This is a genomic window from Winogradskyella sp. (genome assembly GCF_045105575.1).
Taxonomy (GTDB): Bacteria; Bacteroidota; Bacteroidia; order Flavobacteriales; family Flavobacteriaceae; genus Winogradskyella.
Genome location: NZ_JBGCDQ010000042.1, coordinates 1 through 23,089, shown reverse-complemented (window position 1 = coordinate 23,089; position 23,089 = coordinate 1). Strand labels below are relative to the sequence as shown.

The 23,089-nt window shown below is 33.7% G+C and carries 19 protein-coding genes and 1 tRNA gene; 10 read left to right on the top strand and 10 right to left on the bottom strand.

The genetic code is table 11. The features are described 5' to 3' along the window. Positions 1 to 43: 43 nt before the first annotated feature. Together AB8B52_RS10285 and AB8B52_RS10280 are read right to left on the bottom strand one after the other, a co-directional pair. Entirely contained in the window at positions 44 to 1,477 is a 1,434-nt protein-coding gene (locus tag AB8B52_RS10285) for a peptide MFS transporter (RefSeq protein ID WP_406027769.1), read from the bottom strand. A gap of 49 nt (positions 1,478 to 1,526) precedes the next feature. Next, complete coding sequence (locus AB8B52_RS10280) at positions 1,527 to 3,716, bottom strand: S9 family peptidase (protein WP_406027767.1); 2,190 nt, start codon at positions 3,714 to 3,716, stop codon at positions 1,527 to 1,529. Between the two features lie 129 nt (positions 3,717 to 3,845). Here AB8B52_RS10280 and AB8B52_RS10275 point away from each other — a divergent pair, with 129 nt between their 5' ends. Beyond that, positions 3,846 to 5,174, top strand: coding sequence for a hydroxymethylglutaryl-CoA reductase, degradative (locus tag AB8B52_RS10275; protein WP_406027917.1), 1,329 nt, complete (start codon positions 3,846 to 3,848; stop codon positions 5,172 to 5,174). A 95-nt stretch (positions 5,175 to 5,269) separates the two neighbouring features. Next, entirely contained in the window at positions 5,270 to 6,202 is a 933-nt protein-coding gene (locus tag AB8B52_RS10270; RefSeq protein ID WP_406027765.1) for a GYDIA family GHMP kinase, read from the top strand. 270 nt (positions 6,203 to 6,472) lie between these two features. On the opposite strand, the gene AB8B52_RS10265 is transcribed toward AB8B52_RS10270, so the two are convergent. From AB8B52_RS10265 to AB8B52_RS10235, 7 genes are all read right to left on the bottom strand, one after another. Continuing rightward, positions 6,473 to 8,617, bottom strand: a complete 2,145-nt coding sequence (locus AB8B52_RS10265) for a SurA N-terminal domain-containing protein (protein ID WP_406027763.1) — start codon at positions 8,615 to 8,617, stop codon at positions 6,473 to 6,475. A 107-nt stretch (positions 8,618 to 8,724) separates the two neighbouring features. Beyond that, positions 8,725 to 10,014: a hemolysin family protein gene (locus AB8B52_RS10260; RefSeq protein ID WP_406027761.1), complete on the bottom strand. Its 1,290-nt coding sequence runs from the start codon at positions 10,012 to 10,014 to the stop codon at positions 8,725 to 8,727. Between the two features lie 2 nt (positions 10,015 to 10,016). Then, on the bottom strand, positions 10,017 to 10,211 hold the full coding sequence (locus AB8B52_RS10255) for a hypothetical protein (protein WP_406027759.1): 195 nt from the start codon (positions 10,209 to 10,211) through the stop codon (positions 10,017 to 10,019). A gap of 29 nt (positions 10,212 to 10,240) precedes the next feature. Continuing rightward, positions 10,241 to 10,807 carry an LPS export ABC transporter periplasmic protein LptC gene (gene lptC, locus AB8B52_RS10250; RefSeq protein WP_406027757.1) on the bottom strand — a complete coding sequence of 189 codons (567 nt, stop codon included), beginning with the start codon at positions 10,805 to 10,807 and terminating at the stop codon, positions 10,241 to 10,243. Next, the gene (locus AB8B52_RS10245) at positions 10,807 to 12,168 is read right to left on the bottom strand and encodes a hypothetical protein (RefSeq protein ID WP_406027755.1); all 1,362 of its coding nucleotides are present in this window, start codon (positions 12,166 to 12,168) and stop codon (positions 10,807 to 10,809) included. The genes lptC and AB8B52_RS10245 overlap by 1 nt, the downstream gene beginning before the upstream one ends. A gap of 15 nt (positions 12,169 to 12,183) precedes the next feature. Beyond that, complete coding sequence (locus tag AB8B52_RS10240) at positions 12,184 to 13,506, bottom strand: hypothetical protein (protein ID WP_406027753.1); 1,323 nt, start codon at positions 13,504 to 13,506, stop codon at positions 12,184 to 12,186. Continuing rightward, on the bottom strand, positions 13,506 to 14,234 hold the full coding sequence (locus AB8B52_RS10235; RefSeq protein WP_406027751.1) for a type III pantothenate kinase: 729 nt from the start codon (positions 14,232 to 14,234) through the stop codon (positions 13,506 to 13,508). The genes AB8B52_RS10240 and AB8B52_RS10235 overlap by 1 nt, the downstream gene beginning before the upstream one ends. A 102-nt stretch (positions 14,235 to 14,336) precedes the next feature. On the opposite strand from AB8B52_RS10235, the gene AB8B52_RS10230 reads away from it, so the two are divergent. From AB8B52_RS10230 to AB8B52_RS10220, 3 genes are all read left to right on the top strand, one after another. Then, a tRNA-Phe gene (locus AB8B52_RS10230) sits at positions 14,337 to 14,412 on the top strand. Between the two features lie 236 nt (positions 14,413 to 14,648). Beyond that, positions 14,649 to 14,903 (top strand): hypothetical protein, encoded by a 255-nt coding sequence (locus AB8B52_RS10225; protein WP_406027749.1) that lies wholly within the window; start codon positions 14,649 to 14,651, stop codon positions 14,901 to 14,903. 25 nt (positions 14,904 to 14,928) lie between these two features. Beyond that, complete coding sequence (locus AB8B52_RS10220; RefSeq protein ID WP_406027747.1) at positions 14,929 to 15,405, top strand: hypothetical protein; 477 nt, start codon at positions 14,929 to 14,931, stop codon at positions 15,403 to 15,405. On the opposite strand, the gene AB8B52_RS10215 is transcribed toward AB8B52_RS10220, so the two are convergent. After that, positions 15,380 to 16,606 carry a two-component regulator propeller domain-containing protein gene (locus AB8B52_RS10215; RefSeq protein ID WP_406027745.1) on the bottom strand — a complete coding sequence of 409 codons (1,227 nt, stop codon included), beginning with the start codon at positions 16,604 to 16,606 and terminating at the stop codon, positions 15,380 to 15,382. The two genes, AB8B52_RS10220 and AB8B52_RS10215, sit on opposite strands and share 26 nt — an antisense overlap. Before the next feature lie 129 nt (positions 16,607 to 16,735). Between AB8B52_RS10215 and AB8B52_RS10210 the strand changes: the two genes are divergently transcribed. From AB8B52_RS10210 to ilvC, 5 genes are all read left to right on the top strand, one after another. After that, the gene (locus tag AB8B52_RS10210) at positions 16,736 to 17,800 is read left to right on the top strand and encodes a formylglycine-generating enzyme family protein (RefSeq protein WP_406027743.1); all 1,065 of its coding nucleotides are present in this window, start codon (positions 16,736 to 16,738) and stop codon (positions 17,798 to 17,800) included. 474 nt (positions 17,801 to 18,274) lie between these two features. Beyond that, positions 18,275 to 19,954, top strand: coding sequence for a dihydroxy-acid dehydratase (gene ilvD / locus AB8B52_RS10205; protein WP_406027741.1), 1,680 nt, complete (start codon positions 18,275 to 18,277; stop codon positions 19,952 to 19,954). Between the two features lie 67 nt (positions 19,955 to 20,021). Further along, positions 20,022 to 21,758: a biosynthetic-type acetolactate synthase large subunit gene (ilvB, locus tag AB8B52_RS10200; RefSeq protein ID WP_406027739.1), complete on the top strand. Its 1,737-nt coding sequence runs from the start codon at positions 20,022 to 20,024 to the stop codon at positions 21,756 to 21,758. 78 nt (positions 21,759 to 21,836) lie between these two features. Next, on the top strand, positions 21,837 to 22,367 hold the full coding sequence (gene ilvN / locus AB8B52_RS10195) for an acetolactate synthase small subunit (protein ID WP_406027737.1): 531 nt from the start codon (positions 21,837 to 21,839) through the stop codon (positions 22,365 to 22,367). A 12-nt stretch (positions 22,368 to 22,379) separates the two neighbouring features. Further along, a partial coding sequence (ilvC, locus tag AB8B52_RS10190; RefSeq protein ID WP_406027735.1) for a ketol-acid reductoisomerase occupies positions 22,380 to 23,089 on the top strand: 710 nt, incomplete at its 3' end.

Sequence of the window (23,089 nt, the reverse complement as noted above, 5' to 3'; positions counted from 1 at the left end):
CCCTCACAAAATTAAATTGTAAGGGTTTAGAGTTGATTCTATTTTAATTGTTAATATCTGGATCTGATATTTCGTATGGTTCAGCTTCGAGCATTTCTTGCTCATTATCTTCTGCTCCGTGAGTTAAACGTTTTAAAGGTTTTAGTACTGCAATTATTAACAATCCGAAAATCGTACAAAAGACGGCAATACCCGTAAATACCTGAAATTCTCCGGCACCCTCGGACATTCCACCTACAAAGCCTGCAACTTTATTTCCAAGACCAGTAGCTGCGAAATACGCACCCATCATAAATGAAGCATATTTAAGTGGTGCTAATTTCGTAATAAAAGATAAGGCTACTGGTGATGCACATAATTCACCTATTGTATGAAATAAATATGCTAAAACCAACCATATCATAGCAGATTTCTCAATGATTTGATCACCGTCCATTACCACTTCAGTAGCTGCTTTACTCATAAAAAAGAATCCAAATGCCATAATAATAACACCAATTGCCATTTTAAATAATGACGATGATTCTTTACCTTTTTTACCCCATTTATACCAAAAGCTACCAATGACAGTTCCTAGAGCAATAATAAAGAACGCGTTAATAGATTGAAAAACTGCAGCAGGTATCTCATTACCAATCATAGGTAGAGAAAAAGATAACATTCTATCCGTTTTTTGTTCGGTATATAAACTTAATAAACCACCCGCTTGCTCAAACGCTCCCCAAAACACGATAATAATTAAAAACGACAAAAACAGAACTAACATCCTATCTTTTTCGATTTTTGTTAATGGTTTTTTAATTAACTCCTTATCAGGAGAATCTTTGCCTCCTAAAAACTCACCAACACCCACCAAATGTTTTTGACCAACCATATACATAATTTGACCTAATGCCATTCCAATTCCAGCCAAACCAAAACCATAATGCCAACCATATTCAGCAGCTACTACACCTACTAACAACGCACCAAGAAAAGCACCTAAATTAATTCCTATATAAAAAATATAAAATCCTCTGTCTCTTCTATCATCTCCTCTTTTGTAAAGTCCACCAACCATTGTTGAAATATTTGGTTTCAAAAAACCAACTCCAATAACAATAAGAATTAGTCCTGTAAAAAATGCCCATTGTGCATCTACAGCCAAAATTCCATGACCAAGACAAAGTAATAAACCGCCAACCATTACAGCTTTCTTTTGACCAATAAACTTATCTGCTATCCAACCTCCAGGAATTGAAGTCAAATAAACAAACATGGTATATGTTCCATAAAACGATAATGTTTCTGCGTTAGACCAACCATATCCAGATTGTGGATCACCCATTATAATAGGAGCCGCTAAAAATAGTGTCAAAATTGCACGCATACCATAGTATGAAAACCGCTCCCACATTTCAACAAAGAATAAAACATATAATCCGATAGGATGTCCAAAAATCTGTTTCTGACTATCTAAATGTGTATCGTTTGCCATAAAGTTTATATTAATAAGTATTATTAGTTAGTAAAATTCTAGTTATATTTTATTGTTGTTTATCACCCAAAGTACGATGAATAAAATCCGTCATCTTCTTGTACAAATGAAGTCTTGTATTTCCTCCATAAATCCCGTGATTTTTATCAGGATAAATCATCCATTCAAATTGTTTGTCGGCTTGAATTAAAGCTTCTACCATTCGCATGGTATTTTGAACATGGACGTTATCATCACCTGTTCCATGTATTAACAGAAAATCGCCTTTAAGTTTGTCTACATGATTTATGGGTGAGTTTTCATCATAACCACTAGGGTTTTCTTGAGGTGTAGTCATGTAACGCTCCGTGTAAATCGTGTCATAAAATCTCCAACTTGTAACAGGTGCCACAGCTATTGCCATTTTAAAAACATCATTTCCTTTAAAAAGCGCGTTGCTACTCATAAAACCTCCATAGCTCCAACCCCAAATTCCAATACGTGATGCATCAATATAATTTAACTGACCAAGCTTTTTTGCGGCTTCAATTTGGTCTTCAATTTCGTATTTACCTAATTCGTTCTGTGTCACTTTTTTGAAATCAGCACCTTTATAACCTGTACCTCTCCCATCAATACAAACCACAATAAATCCTTGTTGTGCTAACATCTGATACCAATAATCATTTGCGCCATTCCAACGGTTCGCGACTTGCTGTGAGCCTGGTCCAGAATATTGATACATAAATAAAGGATAGGTTTTAGTGGCATCAAAATCAGCTGGTTTAATGGTCCACATGTTTAAATCATTGCCATTAACAGCAATAGTGCTAAATTCTTTTTCAGACATTACGTAGCTTTTCAAAGCCGTTTCTAAAGTCTCATTATCCTTGATTTCTTTTATCAATTTACCAGATTTAGCATTATGTAAGGTATATTTTTGAGGTGTGGTTGCACTGGAAAATGTATTGATAAAGTAGGTGAAGTCTGCACTAAAAGACGCACTATTTGTACCCTCTTTTTCAGTGAGACGCTTTTTATTTTTGCCATCTAATTGAATAGCATAGACATCTCTATTGATAGATCCGTTTTCTGTGGACTGGTAATAAATTGTATTTGCTTTTTCGTTAAAACCATAGTAATTGGTCACTTCCCAATTGCCGTTTGTGACTTGATTTATGAGTTTTCCATCTTTTGCATAATGATACACATGATTGTAACCATCTAACTCACTCGTCCAAATAAAACTATTATCTTCTAAAAAAGTTAAATTAAAGGTCACGTCGATATAAGCTTTATCCGTTTCTGCTAATACGTTTTTAGACCTCATGCTCTTTGTATCAATAATCCATAAATCTAATTCGTTTTGATGACGATTCATCAACTGAACACTCAACACATTAGCATCATTGGTCCATTTTAATCTTGGAATGTAAAATTCTTCGTAGACTTTATCTACTTTTAAATCTTTCAAACTTTTAGAGCCTAAATCATACAAATGCAAAGACACTTTAGAATTGGCTTCACCAGCTTTAGGGTATTTAAACACATGTTGCGTTTGGTACAACTCCGAACCGTAAACATCCATTGAAAACTCAGGCACGTCAGATTCATCAAATCTTATAAACGCAATTTGGTCGCTGTCTGCATTCCAATCAAACGCTCTTACAAAACTGAATTCTTCTTCATACACCCAATCCGTAATACCGTTTATTATTTTATTCTTTTCGCCATCTGTAGTGATTTGACTCAGGTTTCCAGACGTTAAATCCTTAACGTATAAATTGTTTTCAAATCCGTAAGCCACTTTAGTTCCATCTGGTGACAAAGTGGGTTCTTGCACTAAATCGTCAGAGATTTTAATGACATTTTTTGAAGCGATATCATAAACATAAAATTCACCTAAGGTAGAACGTCTAAAAACAGGTTCTGATTTTGTAGTTAATATCAGTTTAGATTCATCTTCACTGAACGTATAATCAAAAAAACCTTGAATCTCTGCTATATCCGCAGAAGACACTAAGGCTTTTACTTTTTCTAAAGTTTTATATTCATACACATCAATGGTTGACACTCTGGTCTGCCTATCAAAATTTAAAACAGAATACTGTTTACCATTCTTCATGGAATGCAACGCTTGCATCCCTTCCGTTCTAAAGGTACCAGACCAAATGTCTTGAAGTGTGATTTGTTTTTCCTGACAAAAAACTAATGAGGTCAATAAAAAGCCAAAAATAGCTGTAATGGATCTTAAATTCATATATCAAAATAGTATTGCCAAGTTTACTAAAAATTACGCAAAAAATCGCAATTATTATTAGGAAATCGGCATTTGCGAGCCATAATGTAGTCATTTTATTCCAATCCTAGTATCTTTGTTTTTTCAAAAATTAAAACCCATATGCCAAATACCATTTCTGGCTTTTCCAAGCTTTCAAAATCTGAAAAAATCGAATGGCTTTTAGATACTTATTTTTCAGATAAGGCTAGTGCAAGAACCCTTGTGCAACGTTATTGGAATTCTGACGAAAAACTTCAAAAGTTACACGACGAGTTTATTGAAAACACCATCACCAATTATTATTTACCCTTAGGTGTAGCACCTAATTTTAAGATTAATGAAACTTTCTATGCGGTACCAATGGCTATTGAGGAAAGTTCCGTTGTGGCAGCCGCAAGTAAAGCTGCTAAATTTTGGTTAGAACGTGGTGGTTTTAAGGCTGAAGTGTTATCAACCGAAAAAATAGGACAAGTACATTTTATATACAAAGGGGATTTTACTAAGCTTGAAACATTTTTTAAAAACATAAAATCCAAACTTATTAGTGACACAGCTGCACTTACCAAAAATATGGAACGCAGAGGTGGTGGAATTTTAAATATTGAATTGCGAAATAAATCTGAACAACTTCCAAATTATTATCAACTTCATGCCACGTTTGAGACCTTAGATGCGATGGGTGCCAACTTTATAAATTCGTGTTTAGAACAATTTGCCACGACTTTTAAAAATGAAGCGTTACAATTTGAAGGTTTTAATGTAGAAGAAAAAGCTATTACTATCGTGATGAGCATTCTCTCTAATTATGTACCACAATGTTTGGTAAGAGCAGAAGTGTCTTGTAAGATTGAAGCTTTAAAAAGCAAGGACATTCCAAATCCCGAAGAATTTGCGGAAAAATTTAAGCAAGCTGTCAGTATCGCAGAAATTGAACCTTACAGAGCTGTGACCCACAACAAAGGTATTATGAATGGTATTGACGCTGTTGTCTTAGCCACAGGAAACGATTTTAGAGCGGTTGAAGCTGGAGTGCATGCGTATGCTTCTAGAAATGGTAGTTATTCTAGCTTAACGCATTGTACAATTGATAATGGTATGTTTAAATTTTGGATTGAAATTCCCTTGGCTCTAGGAACCGTTGGTGGCTTAACCAGTTTACATCCTTTGGTGAAATTTTCAATGGAGTTATTACAAAAACCGACAGCCAAAGACTTGATGCAAGTTGTTGCCGTTGCAGGATTGGCTCAAAATTTTGGAGCTTTAAAATCCTTAACGACTACAGGAATTCAAGAAGGCCATATGAAAATGCATCTCATGAATATCTTAAATCAGTTTGAAGCTACAGACGACGAAAAGAAACAATTGGTTGCGCATTTTAAAACCAATGTGGTAACTCATAGCGCTGTTGTAGATGCGATAAGTGCGCTTAGAGGTTAAATTAAAGAAACCAGATATACTTTGATTGTTTCTCGCGAAGGCGCTAAGCTGCGAAAGATGAAACAACCAAAATTTTAAATCGTCAATATTAAACTTTGAACAAAAAACCTCAAACATATAGAAGTAACGGAAAACTATTACTAACCGCAGAATATGCTGTTTTAGATGGTGCAAATGCTTTGGCAATTCCCACAAAATATGGACAAAGTTTGAACGTTGTTGCTAACCATTCTCATGTAATTAATTGGAAGAGTTATGATGAATTGGACAAGGTTTGGTTTGAAGATGTGTATGCTATCAAAAACACTTCGACGCTTCATGTTACATCAGTATTAAATAATGACATTTCTAAACGTCTTATTGCCATACTGAAAGCTGCACAAAAATTAAATCCTGAATTTTTAGCGTCCAATCAAGGTTATGATGTTACAACACATCAAGATTTTAATCGACTTTGGGGATTAGGAACGTCTTCAACGCTAATTAATAATATTGCGAATTGGGCCAATGTAGATGCTTATCAATTACTCGAGCAAACGTTTGGTGGTAGTGGATATGATATTGCTTGTGCGCAAAACGACTCTGCAATAACGTTTCAATTACATACTGAACCAAGTCCATTGGTCAACACGGTTAATTTTAAACCTAACTTTAAACAACAGCTTTATTTTGTGTATTTGAATCAGAAACAGAATAGCAGAGATGGTATTTCGGCTTATAAAACTTTAGCAAAAATTAGCCCGAGTATTATTTCAGATTTGAATGCCATTACTGCTGCTATGGTTGCTTGCCAATCACTTTCAGAATTTCAAAGCTTAATGGTTCAGCACGAAACGATCATCTCCAATCTGATTGAACAAAAACCTATTAAAACACAATTATTCTCAGATTTTGATGGCGCAATAAAAAGTCTTGGTGCTTGGGGAGGTGATTTTATTTTAGTCGCTTCACAAAATAACCCTTCTGATTATTTTACAGACAAAGGTTTTGAGACTGTGATATCTTATTTGGATATGGTTTTAAAATAGCCATTAAGTCGGTACTTTATTTGCACTGATATTTCTTCGGTACAAAACCGTTTGACGCAACAAAATTGCTACTTTAACTGATAGAAACTTATACCTTCGTGGTTTTGAAACTCTTTATTGGAGTACTCAAATTACTAAAGTTATTTTGAGATACTGAAACAAATTCAGAGATGCTGAAATAGGTTCAGAGATGCTGAAACGAGTTCAGCATAAAAAAAATGGCTTCACATTTCTGTAAAGCCATTTCGTTACTCTTTTATTTCAATTCGGTTAGTAAACCGTTTTTGCTCTATTATCTTCAATATCTGCTGCTTTTTCTAATGCCGTAAACACTTTAGATTGTACTGCATTTCTGCGTTCTGTATTCAATCTGTTCATAATAGCAGTGTAGTTATCTAGTTTTGTTGCTTCATTAACTTTCGTTACTTCTACTACATACACGCCTTTTTCACCATCAATAGGTTTAGAGATGGTACCTTCAACTAAACCAAATGCTGCACCAACAACTTTAGGTTCAACACCAGCACCAGATAAGGTTGTGTTTTTAATCGTCACAGCAGATGCTGATCTCACACTCTGCGACTGATTCTTAGCAATATCAGCTAAAGTCGTTGCAGTTATTTTTTCACGAATCATCTTCGCTTTCTTCTCTTTTCTAATTTCAGGTAAAGCGGTAATGGAAGCATCTTCTGTACTCATTAAACCTTTTTCTTTTTTCTCAACAACTTTGGCTACAATAAAACCGAAGTTTGATATCGCAAAATTCTTAAAATCACCTGTATCGGTATCTTCTTCAAAAGACCAACGTACCACTTCTCTTTGGCTTCCTAATCCTGGTATATTTTCATCTAACTCTTTAAACGTAATTGGCTTTACAGTAAGATTACGTTCTTTAGCCAACTCATTGAAATCAGCATCTTTAGCTGCAATTTCAAATTTAGACATTTTGTTAAACACATCTTGAAGCGTTTGGTCAGATGGTTCAATTTTATCAGCAATGGTTGCCACTTTTACCGTTTGGTTATAACTTTTCTGCTCTAAGATTTCAATAACGTGGTAACCGAATGACGTTTGTACTACATCCACATCACCTACTTTATTATCAAAAGCATAAGCTTTAAATTCTGGTGCCATGCCTGCTTTGTAATCAAACTCTATTTCACCGTCTTTTTCATTACTTACTTTATCAGAAGACAAATCTAATAAGTCTAAGAATTTTGTACCGCTATTAATTTTAGCTAAAATACTATCCGCAGTTTTCTTTGCTTCTTCTGGTGTTTTTGTAACAGATGGATCTGCTCTTTGACCACCAACATTCGGAATTAAAATATGACGCACTTTTACCGAATCCGGTAATTCCTTAGTGGCTATAACTTTAGATAATTTATAATATTCCCCATCTTTATAAGGACCATAATAAGAACCTGCGCTCAATTTTACTAAAGTATCTTTAGCTGCTGCTGGTAAATCTGCAGCTCTTAAAAACGCATCACTATATTTGATATCTGAATTTGAATTCACAAACTCTTCAATATCTGTAGCAGTATCAAAACCAGGAATGGTTTCAGTATTCTTACTACTTTCGTTGTATTCTGTTTTATCTGCTTTTAAGGCTAACAAACCAGCTTTAATTTCATCTTCATCAGCTTTAGACGCTTCTTCTTTAAACTCAACATAAACCACTTCTCTAGTCGCATCAGCTTTGTACTTGTCTTCGTTCTTTTTCATGTAAGCGGTAATTTCGCTCTTAGAAACCGTGACTAAACTATCTGCAATAGTTGTATAAGGTACTTGCACATAACGAATATCTACGGTCTTAGCATCTCCAAAATAATCATCTTCAGCTTCAGAAATTGTCGTACTTACTCCAGCCTTAATCATGTTGTAGTATGTTTGCTGAATTGCATTTGTAGCAATACTTTGCTCATTATTAACCCAACTATCAAAGTTGACCATAAAGTTTCCTAATGGAGCTGTATCGCCATTTAAATCTTTTAAGTTTGAAATAAATGCATTTAGACGATTGACATCAAATGTGCCGTTTTCATCTTGAAATTCTGGATAAGACGAAAAACTGTTTTTCAACAAATCTCTCATTTCATCTTTTTCAACTGATAAACCTAAAGCATCAAACTCAGATTTTAATACAATATTACGTAGCTCTTGGTTGTAGATGGCATTCATCGCTTGTGTCGATGTTTGTCTTCCACCAGATCTATCTTGGTAGCTTTTTACTTTTTGCTGAAACTCTATTCTGTTGATGTCAGTGCCATTAATTGTTGCAATTACATCTTGTTGTCCACCTGAAAATGCGTCCGACCTGAATAAATCTCCAATTACAAAAGCAAATAATGCCATCGCTATTACAAATATTAATATCAGCGAGCGTTGTCTAATTTTATTTAAAACTGCCATAGTCTTTTTGTATCGTCTTTAATTTAGTGTAAATAAGTCTGCGAAAATAGTATATTCTAGCAAATAATAAAAGGAGAACGCTAGTTTTTATAAGTGTTTAAAAACTATCAATCTACTTCGAGGATTTTTAGTACAACTTCGTCAATTTTTGTGGACGACACCTCAGTAATTGTAAACTTGAAATTATCGATTTGTACATCATCATTTTCTTGTGGAATTTCTTCTGTAGCATTAACGATTAAGCCACCTAAAGTTTCATAATTTTCGCTTTCCGGAAGGTTGAGTTGATAAGTTTCGTTGATATAATCGACTTCTAGACGTGCTGAAAATTTATAGGTATTATCATTGAGCTGTTCTTCAATCATTTCAATCGTATCATGTTCGTCTTCAATTTCTCCGAATAATTCTTCAATAATATCTTCGACCGTCATAATGCCTGAAGTACCTCCATACTCATCTATAACCACAGCCATACTGCGACGCTTCTTCGTTAAAATATTCAACACATCTTTAATTAGAATCGTTTCAGGCACAAAACCCACACGAATTATGATAGATTTAATGGTTTTTGGTTTTTTAAACAATTCAAACGAATGCACATAACCCAAGATATCATCGATACTATCTTTGTAAACAATGATTTTAGTGCGTCCGGAATCAATGAAGAGCTGTCTTAAATTTTCAATAGAATCTGAAATATCAACTGCAGTAATTTCAGTACGTGGCACCATAACTTCGCGTGCTTTTACGTCTGAAAACTCTAGTGCATTCTGAAAAATTTGAATTTCACTATCAACGTCATCACGATCTTCAACCGACTCCATTTGCTCAGAAATATAATTACCGAGTTCTACTTTGGTCATTGCTAAAACAACATCTTCGCCTTCGGCTTTAAAAATATATTTTAGGACAGCATCTGAAATCCAAAGGATAAAGTTTGAAACCCAAGAAAATAACACATAGAAAATATACGTTGGAAACGCTAACACCTTCAGCAGCATATTTGCATAAATCTGAAAAAAGACTTTTGGTAAAAATTCTGCCGTAATTAAAATAATTAAAGTAGAAATTACGGTTTGTGTAAGTAATTGCAGATCTGTAAGCAGATAGCTTAGTGCAGTGCTATCTGCAGGCAACATGGATTGAAACCAGCGCACCAAAACCTCTCCCATTTTAAAACCATAAATAACCAAGGCAATATTGTTACCGATAAGCATCGTAGCAATATATTTGGATGGTTTTGCAGTAAGTTTAGCTAAAATATTACCTAGAAAATCCCCTTGCTTTTTTTCTAACTCAATATGAATTTTGTTAGAAGACACATAAGCGATTTCCATACCAGAAAAAAAAGCTGATAGAATAAGTGTAGTTACAATAACAACCAGATCAGCAGTCATAGTTATTTGTTATTGTTGCGGTCTTCAAACTTTTTACTGAAACGTTTTCTAAAGAAAAACATAAAAGTTGCTAAAGCCGCAAGGCCAAGAGAAATATAGGCACCATTTCTATTATCTGTCCATTTTGTAAATGCATCATATATAAATAGAACAGCAAAAACAATGTAGGCATATTGAAAAATCTTCTGTATTTTCATAAGTGTTTTATAATATGAAACAAAGGTAACTAATTATCGAGTTCAAAATCACCTCCCATTTCTAGGATTTGTATTTCTTTAAATGTCTTATCTGAGTCAAAACCTATTCCATAGGTATCACCAACGGTTCTCTTAAACACAAAATACTGTTCAGTAAAAGCCCATTCAAGCTTTTGGTTATAATACAATTGTTCTGTAAACAAGGTATCGTTTTCTTGAGTGACGATTCTTACATTTCCGCGTAAATCAATCATATCAGTTTCATCGTAGACTATTGCATAATCAGATAATATGGTAGTTTGGTTGCCATCATCGTCATATATTTTAAGTTCAATACCTTTAGGGAATTCTGAAAACGGAAAACCACGATTAGAATAATCTAACATGTTCTCACTTAATAGATTGGCTTTTAAATGAACCGTATCTTCTTTAAATTCAGTATATTTTAAATTAATATTTTCAGCTTCTGCAATCGGTTGATTTTGTAGAATCCCTACTTTCTGAACCTCATCAAAATCGTTTTTACACGAAAAAAACAAAGTCACAGCAATTGCTGTGACTAAGTTTTTTATAATATATAAATTCTGTTTAGTCATTAATTTTTAGGAACAGTAACCGATCTCTGTATCCAACAACCAATTTTAATAGTCGTACCAGCATTTGTCGCACTAAAAATATCTTGTTTAGAAGGTGCACTCGCTCTGTAACTTACTGCATATTTGGCAGCAGTTGACTTTAGTCTTCCATCTACTCTTCCTGCTTTTTCAGCTTCTAACGCAGCTAACCAAAAGACTGCTCTTTTGTTAAAATTAGTATCACCACAGTTATTTGCACTTTTAGCATACATATTTGCAATCGCTATGTAAGGTGATCCGTCAGACGGGTTTAATTTTAAAGCTTGCATGTAATATTGTCTCGCTTTACCGTAACTCCCTTTACCTTTGAGCTCTTGAGCCAATTTCTTGTATAGCTTCGCCTTTTTTAAAGGATCGGTTTGTAATTTAATAGTTTGATCAAAATATTTCTGCTCATCTGTTAACAAGTATAAGTAAAAAGATGTATCTGCAGTTGGCTCAATAGTATTCTTTTGTTCTACTAATTTAAGAAATAAAGGATCTTCCTTACAACCTTTAGCATACATTCTATTCATTGCGCGCTGCAACCATACTCCGTTACTTTTATTTTCTTCAAAATCTTTTTGGTACAATGGTATTAAAACTTCGCAAGTGGCTCTATTCCCTAATTTAGAATCCATACTAGAGGTCACTTTATCAAAAGCTTCTAAATATTGTTCATATTGTCTTTTGTACTGTCCTTCTTTTTTAGTTAAAGCAGTACCAGCTTCTTCCTTTTCTAGTAATCTATTTAGTTTAACGGTATTTGCGTCTATCTCTGTTTCTATCTTTTCTATAACATCATCATACTTATCAAACATTTCTTGAGCTTTCTTTTTACCTGCGTCATATAGGTCTACCATTAAAGAAAAATAAGTATATAAACCTTGTGGGCTGTTGAAGTTTTTTAGATCTTTTGTAAAAGCTTCATCAAACATATTGTAAACATCATCGTCTGACTTAGTTAATTCTTTTCGGTACTTGTACGCTAATTGTGCTTTATCACCTAGCACATCACCAAGATCATATCTCGACTCAAAATGTTCTCTACTCTGATCATGAAGCAACATTAAGTCGTTTATATGAGCCACTTGTTCTGCACCAGAAGAATTTTCAATTTTATGTTTTAAAATCTTTTCACCATGCACATAGATAGCTCTATTAAATTTAGGACATTTTTCTCTAACAATTTTCCATGGTCCGTAAGCATCATCATATTTTTTGCTCTTTACGTAGCTATCAAAAATTGATAGGTTATTCATACATTCCTCATCTTGCTGAGCAAAGCCCATCATAGTGCTCATAAATAGTGCTAGTAGCAGTGTAGTAATTCTCGTCTTCATTGTTTGTTAATTTTGTTAGTCATACTTTCTTTGTTGAAACCATCTCGAGTTTAAAGATAAACTAACGTTTAAATTTAAAAAATTCTCTTGAATTAAGTTTTGATTTGTTGTACCGCGTTGTCCAAATTCAAATCCTAAATTAGCGTTTGAGAAGAAACTGCGATCTCCAACTGGTAAACCTAAACCAAAAGATATGCCAAACTCGTTAATTGATTCATCTTTTATAACAAGTCCTGTATTTTCGAAATGAAATCCCGCTCTGTAAACCACACGTTTAAAATAGCCTGAAAACGCATTGTAATTAGGAATATAAAAGCCACCTACAGATACTTGTGAAGAATTTTCGAAACTAGAACCTTGATTAGAAAACACAGGATTAGAAAAATCACTTGTGTTTTGATACGTATATTCTGCACCCACAAACCATGATTTTGGGTCACCAATACCAGCACCCAAAGATAATTTAGAAGGCAATGTTAAATCGGTTTGTTGCAGATTTTGATCTTCTAAAACGGCGTCTATAGTTTGAGAAACTCCTACAACATCAAAGGTAGAACCGTCTAAAGTTACGGTTGAAAATGACCTTATATTATCAGAGTTTAATTTACTTCCTGGCTGATAGGTTGCGGTAGCTGATAATTCTAACTTCTCTGTTATCATAGTTTTGTAAGCCAAACCTATATTGAAATTTAAACCACCCAAATCTGACCTGTTAAATTCTCTAGTTTGAAATTGTACCACAGAACCATCTGGTCTGTAGGCTACCTCAATTGCAGTATTTTGAATATTACCGAAGTTATAGTTAAAATCAACACCAATACTTAACTCGTCGGAGATTTGGTAACCCAAACCTGCGAAAACTCTGTTAATACCACCTTCACCTGTATACCGATTGACTAAAATATCATCGTCATTAATATCATCAAGCCTGTACCCTACAGATGTGTAAGGCATTAAACCAAAACCAAAACCAAATTTTCCAATAGGCACAGACATGGCTACATAATCAAAATTAGTACTGTTAGTACGCGCTTCACCAGTATTACTTTGTAATGTAGCATCAGACATGGTGCCTGCAACAGTAAACTTAACAGGTCTACTTTCCCCATTAAAAAGAGGCCCTTCTACATTTTTACCAACATAAGCGGCAGGATTTCTTAAATTAACGTGTATACTATCTAAATAGACACTTATACCTCCCATACTACGGTTTTCTACAGTGCCTTTAAATTTTAGACTTCCAATACCATAAAAAGAGTATGGAGAACCTGTTCCTTGTTGCGCAAAAGCTGAGGAACATATAATTGTAATACAGATTACAATGAATCGTTTTATCATTATTTTGAATTATATTCTAGAATAAAATTTAAACCCTCCAATAGAAAATTTGAATTGGCAAATATGCTATTTTTTAATTGGTTTGACAAAAATTTGGTATCTCCTCCTGTTAAAATAACTGTTAAATCTGAGTATTTCTCTCGATATTGATCTATAACACCATCAATTTCTTTAATTACGCCTATGACAACACCAGAGTGAATGGATGTTTTTGTAGAATTTCCAATGATATTTTTTGGTTGTTCTGTGTCTAATAAAGGAAGGCTTGCTGTTAAATTATTTAACGCTTTATAACGCAATCTAATACCTGGAGAAATTGCACCACCTAAATAATGATTTAGGTCTGTTATAAAATCGTAAGTAATACAGGTGCCTGCATCTATAATTAATACATTCTTGTCCAGAAACTGATTAACCGATGCACTAACTAAAGCCATACGATCTACACCCAAGGTATTAGGAGTTTTATATAGATTTTTAAAAGGTAATTTAGTTTTAGAACTTAATTCTAACACGTTCATATCCTCATCAACAATTTCAATCTGCTTTTTAGACAAACGTCCAACCGAAGAAATTATACCCGATTTTAATTTAGGAAAGTCCCTTTTTATTAATTTATATTGCTTTTCAAAATCTGAAAGCTCAAAACTAGTTTTGTGAATTAAATTTGCATCACTGTAAATAGCAAATTTAACAAACGTATTTCCCACATCTACAATAAGATTCATAAATATTAAATAAGGTACAAATTTATAAAATCAAATTTTAGCAATTTCTTTTTGTGAATATTAAAAATGCATCTATATTTGCAACCGCTTAAATAAGCAATTGGTGCCTTAGCTCAGTTGGTAGAGCAAAGGACTGAAAATCCTTGTGTCCCTGGTTCGATTCCTGGAGGCACCACCATCAAAACTTGTTAACCCTTGATTATCGTGAGATTCTCAAGGGTTTTTTGGTTTATAGTCTCAAATATGCTCTAGCATGGCTCGCGAAGTCAATGGTGACATTACATAGAAAGAATCTCTTTAAATTATTAATGTTCAATAAAATGATTACCTGAATTTCTTTTTGCAAAAACCTTTCGTAAACAAACCTCTATATTTGCTATGACTTAAAAGCTTAAAAAACTATCGATTTTTGGTATGTCAAAACAAATAAATGAAAAATATAAATTATTAGCTGATGAGTTTCCTCAAAAGGAGCCAATTGGTTTTGATTTAGACCACATTCCACTACCAAATCTTCATCCTAACCCTAATAAATCAATAGCAATCACTAAAGAGATAATCAACATCTTTAATAGCAGCAACTCGTATAATTATTATTTAAGTCTATTTGAAAACTACAATACTGAAGATAAATACTTTTTTTTTAGTTTATTTTTTGGAGTACTATGAAAAAGGTAATTATGATTCTTTCTTAATGGAGAAAATCAAACAAGGTTTCAGCTATAGTAGCTTAACTTGGAACATTGAAAATGAATCCTATAATGATTGGAATAAGCGGATAGCTAATCAGAATATAGATTTATATAAAAGCAAATTAAAAGCACTCTTAAAAATCTATGAACATATTCAATTGAGATTACCATTTGCTAATATTGCCATAAAGAGAATTTATCAAAAGAAACTTAAAAACATTAGTTTTTATTTCGTTGAAAATCCCACAATACTTGCCTACTTAGAACTAGATGAGAATAAATTCAGGGTAAATATTGACAAAAATTCTGATGAATATATTTATAAATTAAGACAGATACTTAAAACTAAAAACTCCAATTTAGCTATCGATGCTTTTATTACTAATTCATTTTCTTACAAAGAAAATAAAACCAATATAGATTTACTTTCGCTTACTACTAGAACTACACAATTCATTCTTCGACACCTGTACACATAAAGTTATCATCAGGCTCCAGAGCCAAAACAATAACATCCTCATCATTGCCTGATTTCGAAAGAGACTTTATATGTTTCCAAGAGTTGTTTCTAGTGTCTAAAATACTAACCCCCTTTTTTGTACCAAACCAGATATTGCCATTTTTATCTTTAGCTATTGCCCTTGTGAAATTCGTAATAATACTATTTTCATCATTTATTTTATGACGAATGTTTTGAAAAGGAAGTTCTCCTGAATTAAAATAATTTAAACCACCACCATAAGTCGCTGCCCATAAAATACCTTCACTATCCCATGTTATATCATATATCCCATTACTTGAAATAGAATAAGCTTCATTCGGATTTTCTGTATAATGATCTATTTTTTTAAAATCCGAATTTATCTTATAAATGCCATCACCATCCGTAGCTAACAAAAATGTATTATCCGAATTTTTGATGATATCAGTTATAGCATCCGATAATTGAAAATCAAGATTCACTTGAGATGCTATTCTTTGTTCATTATCTATTTGGTAAAGCGCACCTGTTTTTGTGCCAATTAAGATTTGTTCATTAAAACTTATAATAAATCTTATATTTTTCTCTTCGGAAGCTATTTCAACTTCTTCAACTAAATTTGTCTCATTATTGTAATAAAACACCCCTCTTTGGGTTCCAAAAACAAGTTTGTCCTTAGTATGATGAAGTGCTTGAACATTATGGTTGCTTAATATTCTAATGAATTTTCGGCTTGACTCATTTTCATCATATCTCCAAAGACCATTATATCCACCAGCCCAAATGTTATGATTATCATCTTCAACAATAACATCAATTAACGATGGATTATAGTTTTCTGCACTTTCTACAAATTCAAAAACATCTAAATTTGCATTATATAAACAAATTCCTTTTTCTGACCCTATCCATATACGTTGCTCAGCATCAACAAAAACTTCTTTTATTCTATTACCTATAATATCTGGAAGACCATTATACGAATTGTAAATTTTATAGAACTCTGAATTATGTTTCAAAACACCTTCTTCGGATGCAATCCAAACATTACCAAGGCTATCATTTGCAACAGCATAAGTAATGCTTTGAGTTGGTACATTTTCCCCTCTCAATTGACGAAATTCAACTGTATTCTGAGAAAAAGAAATCATCCAAGAAAAGCAAAGTAGCATTAAAAGTATGTGAGTTCTTAACTTCAATATCTATAATTTGTTTAGTTTTGAGAGTTAAATGTAATTAAAATAAATTTTACCAAAGACATAATCTACCTAATGGAATTTCAATTAAAAATCCTAAGACAGCTCATAGTTGCCTTCACACTAATATGTTTGAATTGTAAAAATGAAACAAATAAAGAACATTCTAAGGCTATTGAAGAACAAATCAAAAAAGAGAAGACTTCCCAGATTTTAAAAGAAAAGCCTTCTGGCATAGAAACTCCAATAGGTATGATTTGGGTTGAAGGAAAAACATTTTTACAAGGAGCCAAGTCAGATGACAAATACGCAATGATGAGAGAAAAACCTGCTCATCAAGTAAGTGTTAATGGCTTTTTTATGGATATTACCGAAGTAACCAATAAACAATTTAAAACCTTTGTGGATGCTACAAATTATGTAACAGTTGCAGAAAGACCAATAGATTGGGAACAAATGAAAAATGAGCTTCCTGAAGGTACAGCTAAACCTCATGATTCTATCCTTCAGCCTGGAAGTTTAATATTTAATAAAAATGTGAATGCAATCGTTAATATGTCTAATTACAGTCAATGGTGGACATGGAAAATTGGTGCCAATTGGAAACATCCAGAGGGACCAAATAGTTCGATTGAAAATAAGGATGACTATCCTGTTGTTCATATAGCTTTAGAAGACGCAAAGGCCTATTGCAAATGGGTAAATAGAAGATTACCAACCGAAGCTGAGTGGGAGTCTGCTGCTCAGGGCTCAGCAATTTATAACATTTATACTTGGGGCAATAATAATGACGCTTTAGTAAAAAATGCAAATACATGGCAAGGCACATTTCCAATAAAGAATGAGAGTATTGATGGTTTTGAACTTATTGCTCCTGTAAAATCCTATGATCCAAATAGTATTGGTTTATATGATATGCTTGGGAATGTTTGGGAATTAACAGGCGATCTTTTTAATGTAAATTATTACAAGGAATTAAATACATCCAAAATTCTTGTGAATCCTTTAGGCTCAAAAACTTCATTCAGTCCAAATAACCCATATCAAAAAGAATATGTGATAAAAGGAGGGTCATTTTTATGTCATGCTTCATATTGCGCTAGTTTTAGAATTTCTGCACGTATGGGCATGAGTGTTGATTCTGGATCTGACCATACTGGATTTAGGACTATAGTAACGCCAGAAATGTTACAATAAACTAATCGCTTTATACTTAAATTATTATATATGCTGGTTCTGTAAAGACTAAATTAGAAATAGTGAATGTTACTCAAATCAAGACAACTCTATAATATACTCTCGAATACGTATGTATATATAGTATCGCACAAATATATTTATAAAATGAAGGTATGCATAATATGTGTATAGAAGTGTAGACGCATATACTGAAGTGTATAATCGTTAGCTACTGGAGGCACCACCATCAAAAACCCGATTCAAATGAATCGGGTTTTTGGTTTTATACTTTTCTATATTCAAATCAAAAATATTTTAAAAATTTAACACACTTGGACATCATATTTATTTTATCTTAAAGATTTGATTATCAATTATTTAAACAAATGTCTATATCATTGAATTTAGATTAACATCATAGAAAAGTAGTCTTTAACCATCGTATAACAACTAATTTTAACCAAGCAATTTAAGTTTTGCCATAAAACAACTATGAGTCAATTAAATAAATATAGTAAAACAGTCACTCAAGATCCAACGCAACCAGCTGCTCAAGCAATGTTACATGCTATTGGGTTGACCAAAGAAGATTTTTTTAAACCTATCGTAGGTATTGCAAGCACAGGATACGAAGGTAATCCTTGTAATATGCACCTTAATGATTTGGCTAAATTGGTTAAAAAAGGGACTAAGAACGAAGATGTCATAGGTTTAATTTTCAACACCATTGGTGTAAGTGATGGTATTTCTATGGGAACACCAGGAATGCGTTACTCTTTGCCATCACGAGATATTATTGCTGATTCTATGGAAACTGTAGTACAAGCCATGAGTTATGATGGCTTAGTAACTGTAGTTGGTTGTGACAAAAATATGCCAGGTGCTTTAATGGCAATGATTCGTTTAAATCGACCATCCATTTTAGTTTATGGAGGAACCATCGATTCTGGTTGTCACAATGGAAAGAAACTAGATGTCGTTTCAGCGTTTGAAGCTTGGGGGAGCAAAGTTGCGGGAACCATGTCTGAAAACGAATTTCAAAGCGTTGTAGAAAAAGCATGTCCTGGAGCTGGAGCTTGTGGAGGCATGTACACAGCAAATACAATGGCCTCTGCAATTGAAGCTTTAGGAATGACATTGCCTTTCAATTCTTCAAATCCTGCATTAAGTGATGCGAAAAAAGAAGAATCCGTAAAAGCTGGTGAAGCTTTAAGACTATTACTCGAAAAAGACATTAAGCCTTCAGATATTATAACAAGAAAATCACTTGAAAATGCAGTACGACTAGTCACTATATTAGGAGGTTCTACAAATGCTGTATTACACTTTTTAGCCATTGCAAGAGCTGCACAAATCGATTTCACATTAAAAGATTTTCAGGATATAAGCGATAACACACCGTTCTTGGCAGATTTAAAACCAAGCGGAAAATACTTAATGGAAGATGTACATGCTGTTGGAGGAATTCCTGCGGTATTAAAATATCTCTTAAAGAAAGGATTGATACATGGTGATTGTTTAACTGTAACAGGAAAAACAATTGCTGAAAACTTATTAGATGTAGCTGATTTAACTGAAGGTCAGGATGTTATTAAACCAGTAGAAGAACCTATCAAAATTTCTGGGCACTTAAGAATGCTTTATGGCAATTTAGCTACCGAAGGAAGTGTCGCAAAAATCACAGGAAAAGAAGGTTTAAGCTTTAAAGGAAAAGCAAAAGTCTTTGAAGGAGAATATTCTGCAAACGATGGTATCAGAGATGGATTAGTAGAAAAAGGAGATGTAGTCGTCATTAGATACGAAGGTCCTAAAGGTGGTCCTGGTATGCCAGAAATGCTAAAGCCAACTGCTGCAATTATGGGAGCAGGCTTAGGTAAAGATGTTGCACTAATTACTGATGGAAGATTCTCGGGCGGAACTCACGGTTTTGTTGTTGGACACATTACACCAGAAGCACAAGAAGGCGGAACCATTGCCTTTATAGAAGATGGAGATATCATAACCATAGATGCAGAAACCAATACGATTTCAGTAGAAGTTTCTGAAGAAGAATTACAAAGAAGAAGACAAAACTGGAAAGCACCAGAATTGAAGTTTGAACGAGGTGTACTTTACAAGTATGCAAAAACAGTATCATCGGCTTCAAAAGGCTGCGTCACTGATGAATTTTAAAGACAAATACAATTATAAGTAAAATGTCATCCTGAGCTTGTCGAAGGATCTCAAACAAATAGAGTCAATGAAAGAAACTCAAACCATACAAAATCAAACAAATAAGCCGCAAACTACAAAACGTATTTCTGGTAGTGAGGCTGTTATAAAATGCTTACTAGCCGAAGGAGTTGACATCCTTTACGGATATCCTGGAGGCGCAATTATGCCTGTTTATGACGAATTATATAAATACCAAGATAAAATTCATCATGTCTTATCACGACATGAACAAGGTGCTGCGCATTCTGCTCAAGGTTATGCACGTATTTCTGGTAAAGTTGGTGTAGCTATGGCAACATCAGGACCAGGAGCAACCAATTTAATTACTGGTATTGCAGATGCACAAATCGATTCTACACCTTTGGTTTGTATCACAGGTCAAGTAGGTTCGCACTTATTAGGAAGCGATGCGTTTCAGGAAACTGATATTGTTGGCATTTCGACACCTGTTACCAAATGGAACATCCAAATTACAAAGGCTTCTCAAATACCAGAAGCTTTTGCCAAAGCATTTTATATTGCTAAAAGTGGACGACCAGGACCTGTTTTAATTGACATTACTAAAGATGCGCAGTTTGAAGAGTTCGATTTTAAATATGAAAAATGTAAAGGTGTAAGAAGCTACAAACCTGTTCCAGAAACCGATGAAAATTCACTTAAAGCAGCAGCAGAACTTATTAATAATGCTAAAAAACCATTAATAGTTTGGGGACAAGGTGTTATCTTAGGTAAGGCTGAAGAAGAGTTTAAAGCTGTTATTGAAAAATCTGGAATTCCTTCCGCTTGGACCATCTTAGGTGCTTCAGCGATTCCAACTTCACATCCACTGAATGTTGGTATGGTTGGTATGCATGGCAATTATGCACCAAACGTATTAACCAACGAATGTGATGTATTAATTGCTATAGGCATGCGTTTTGATGATCGTGTAACTGGAAATTTAGCAACCTATGCCAAACAAGCAAAAATTGTTCATTTTGAAATTGACCCAGCCGAAATTGATAAAAACGTAAAAACTGATATTGCCGTTTTAGGTGATGCTAAAACAAGTTTAACATCTTTATTACCATTATTAAATACTAATTCGCACGAAAGCTGGCATCAAAAATTCAAGGATTTATATAAAATAGAATACGATAAAGTTATTAAAGATGATTTACACCCTACAAAAGAAGGTTTAACAATGGGAGAAGTATTGAAAGAAATCAATGTTCAAACCAAAGGTGAAGCTGCAATAGTTAGTGATGTTGGGCAGCACCAAATGATTGCGTGTCGTTATGCAGAATTCAACAAAACTAAAAGCAACATTACTTCTGGTGGATTAGGAACTATGGGCTTTGCACTTCCAGCTGCAATTGGCGCAAAGATGGCTGCGCCAGAACGCGAGGTTATTATGATTGCTGGTGATGGTGGATACCAAATGAACATTCAAGAATTAGGAACAATTTTTCAACAAAAAGCACCTGTAAAAATTGTAGTCTTAAACAATGAATTCTTAGGTATGGTGCGTCAATGGCAGCAATTGTTTTTTGATAAGCGTTACGCGTCAACCGAAATGGTAAATCCAGATTTTGTAGCCATTGCAAAAGGCTATCAAATAGATGCAAAAAAAGTAACAAAAAGAGAAGATTTAAAAAATGCTGTAAAAGAAATGATAGACTCTGATGGTCCATATTTCTTAGAAGTTAGAGTCGAAAAGGAAGGTAATGTTTTCCCAATGATTCCAACAGGTGCAAGTGTTTCAGATATAAGATTAGAATAAAAACTGTTTGTCTGGTCGAGCGCAGTCGAGACCTAAACAACCTCTCGACTGCGCTCGAGGAGACAGAAAACTTAAAAAATGAGTAAAGAAAACAAACAATATACCGTTTCAATTTATACGGAAAACAACATTGGACTACTGAATAGAATTTCGGCAATTTTCCAAAGAAGACATATGAATATTGAAAGTCTTAACACATCACCTTCAGAAATTGAAGGTGTCTCAAGATTTACAATAGTAGTTAGGATTACTGAATCTCAAATGAAGAAAATCATTGGTCAGATTGAAAAGCAAGTCGAAGTCATAAAAGCGTATTATCATACTGAAGATGAAATCATTTACCAAGAATCATGCATCTTTAAAATGAAATCTGGTTTGTTATTTGATGAACGACAAATTCAGAATATAATCAAAGAAAGTAATTCTAGAATTGTGACTGTAAACCGTGAATTCTTCGTTATTGAAAAATCAGGAAGAAAAGAAGAAATAGATTTATTACACAGAGAATTATCTGTTTTCGGAATAATGCAATTTACACGTTCAGGTAGAATTGCTGTGACTAAAGAAGAAATGAAAATATCAACGATGCTAGAAGCATTTCAAAATTAAAAATTAGAACTAATGTCAAATTATTTTAACACATTACCATTAAGAGAACAATTAGAGCAATTAGGAAAGTGTCGTTTTATGGACGCTTCAGAATTTGCTGATGGTGTAAACGCACTAAAAGGAAAGAAAATTGTAATTGTAGGTTGTGGAGCGCAAGGCCTTAACCAAGGTTTAAACATGAGAGATTCTGGCTTAGACATCTCTTATACCTTAAGACAAATTGCTATTGATCAGCAACGTGATTCCTATAAAAACGCAACGTCTAATGGTTTTACTGTTGGCACTTATGAAGAATTAATTCCTACAGCAGATTTGGTATTAAATCTAACACCAGACAAACAACATACAAATGTAGTAAAAGCAGTAATGCCATTAATGAAAAAAGGAGCAACATTAAGCTATTCCCATGGTTTTAATATTGTTGAAGAAGGTACAAAAATTCGTGAAGACTTAACTGTAATTATGGTGGCACCAAAATGCCCAGGAACAGAAGTTAGAGAAGAATACAAACGTGGTTTTGGAGTACCAACATTAACTGCAGTACATCCAGAAAATGATCCTGAAGGAAAAGGTTGGGCTCAAGCAAAAGCTTACGCTGCTGCAACTGGTGGGCATCGCGCTGGTGTTTTAGAATCATCATTTATTGCTGAAGTAAAATCTGATTTAATGGGAGAACAAACCATTTTATGTGGATTATTACAAACTGGTGCAATTTTATCATT

What these genes read in the sequence shown, in the direction of transcription:
- AB8B52_RS10285 (WP_406027769.1), bottom strand. Translation starts at nt 1,477, where the DNA reads ATGGCAAACGATACACATTTAGATAGTCAGAAACAGATTTTTGGACAT.
- AB8B52_RS10280 (WP_406027767.1), bottom strand. Translation starts at nt 3,716, where the DNA reads ATGAATTTAAGATCCATTACAGCTATTTTTGGCTTTTTATTGACCTCA.
- AB8B52_RS10265 (WP_406027763.1), bottom strand. Translation starts at nt 8,617, where the DNA reads ATGGCAGTTTTAAATAAAATTAGACAACGCTCGCTGATATTAATATTT.
- AB8B52_RS10260 (WP_406027761.1), bottom strand. Translation starts at nt 10,014, where the DNA reads ATGACTGCTGATCTGGTTGTTATTGTAACTACACTTATTCTATCAGCT.
- AB8B52_RS10255 (WP_406027759.1), bottom strand. Translation starts at nt 10,211, where the DNA reads ATGAAAATACAGAAGATTTTTCAATATGCCTACATTGTTTTTGCTGTT.
- lptC (WP_406027757.1), bottom strand. Translation starts at nt 10,807, where the DNA reads ATGACTAAACAGAATTTATATATTATAAAAAACTTAGTCACAGCAATT.
- AB8B52_RS10245 (WP_406027755.1), bottom strand. Translation starts at nt 12,168, where the DNA reads ATGAAGACGAGAATTACTACACTGCTACTAGCACTATTTATGAGCACT.
- AB8B52_RS10240 (WP_406027753.1), bottom strand. Translation starts at nt 13,506, where the DNA reads ATGATAAAACGATTCATTGTAATCTGTATTACAATTATATGTTCCTCA.
- AB8B52_RS10235 (WP_406027751.1), bottom strand. Translation starts at nt 14,234, where the DNA reads ATGAATCTTATTGTAGATGTGGGAAATACGTTTGTTAAATTTGCTATT.
- AB8B52_RS10225 (WP_406027749.1), top strand. Translation starts at nt 14,649, where the DNA reads ATGTCAAAACAAATAAATGAAAAATATAAATTATTAGCTGATGAGTTT.
- AB8B52_RS10220 (WP_406027747.1), top strand. Translation starts at nt 14,929, where the DNA reads ATGGAGAAAATCAAACAAGGTTTCAGCTATAGTAGCTTAACTTGGAAC.
- ilvD (WP_406027741.1), top strand. Translation starts at nt 18,275, where the DNA reads ATGAGTCAATTAAATAAATATAGTAAAACAGTCACTCAAGATCCAACG.
- ilvB (WP_406027739.1), top strand. Translation starts at nt 20,022, where the DNA reads ATGAAAGAAACTCAAACCATACAAAATCAAACAAATAAGCCGCAAACT.
- ilvN (WP_406027737.1), top strand. Translation starts at nt 21,837, where the DNA reads ATGAGTAAAGAAAACAAACAATATACCGTTTCAATTTATACGGAAAAC.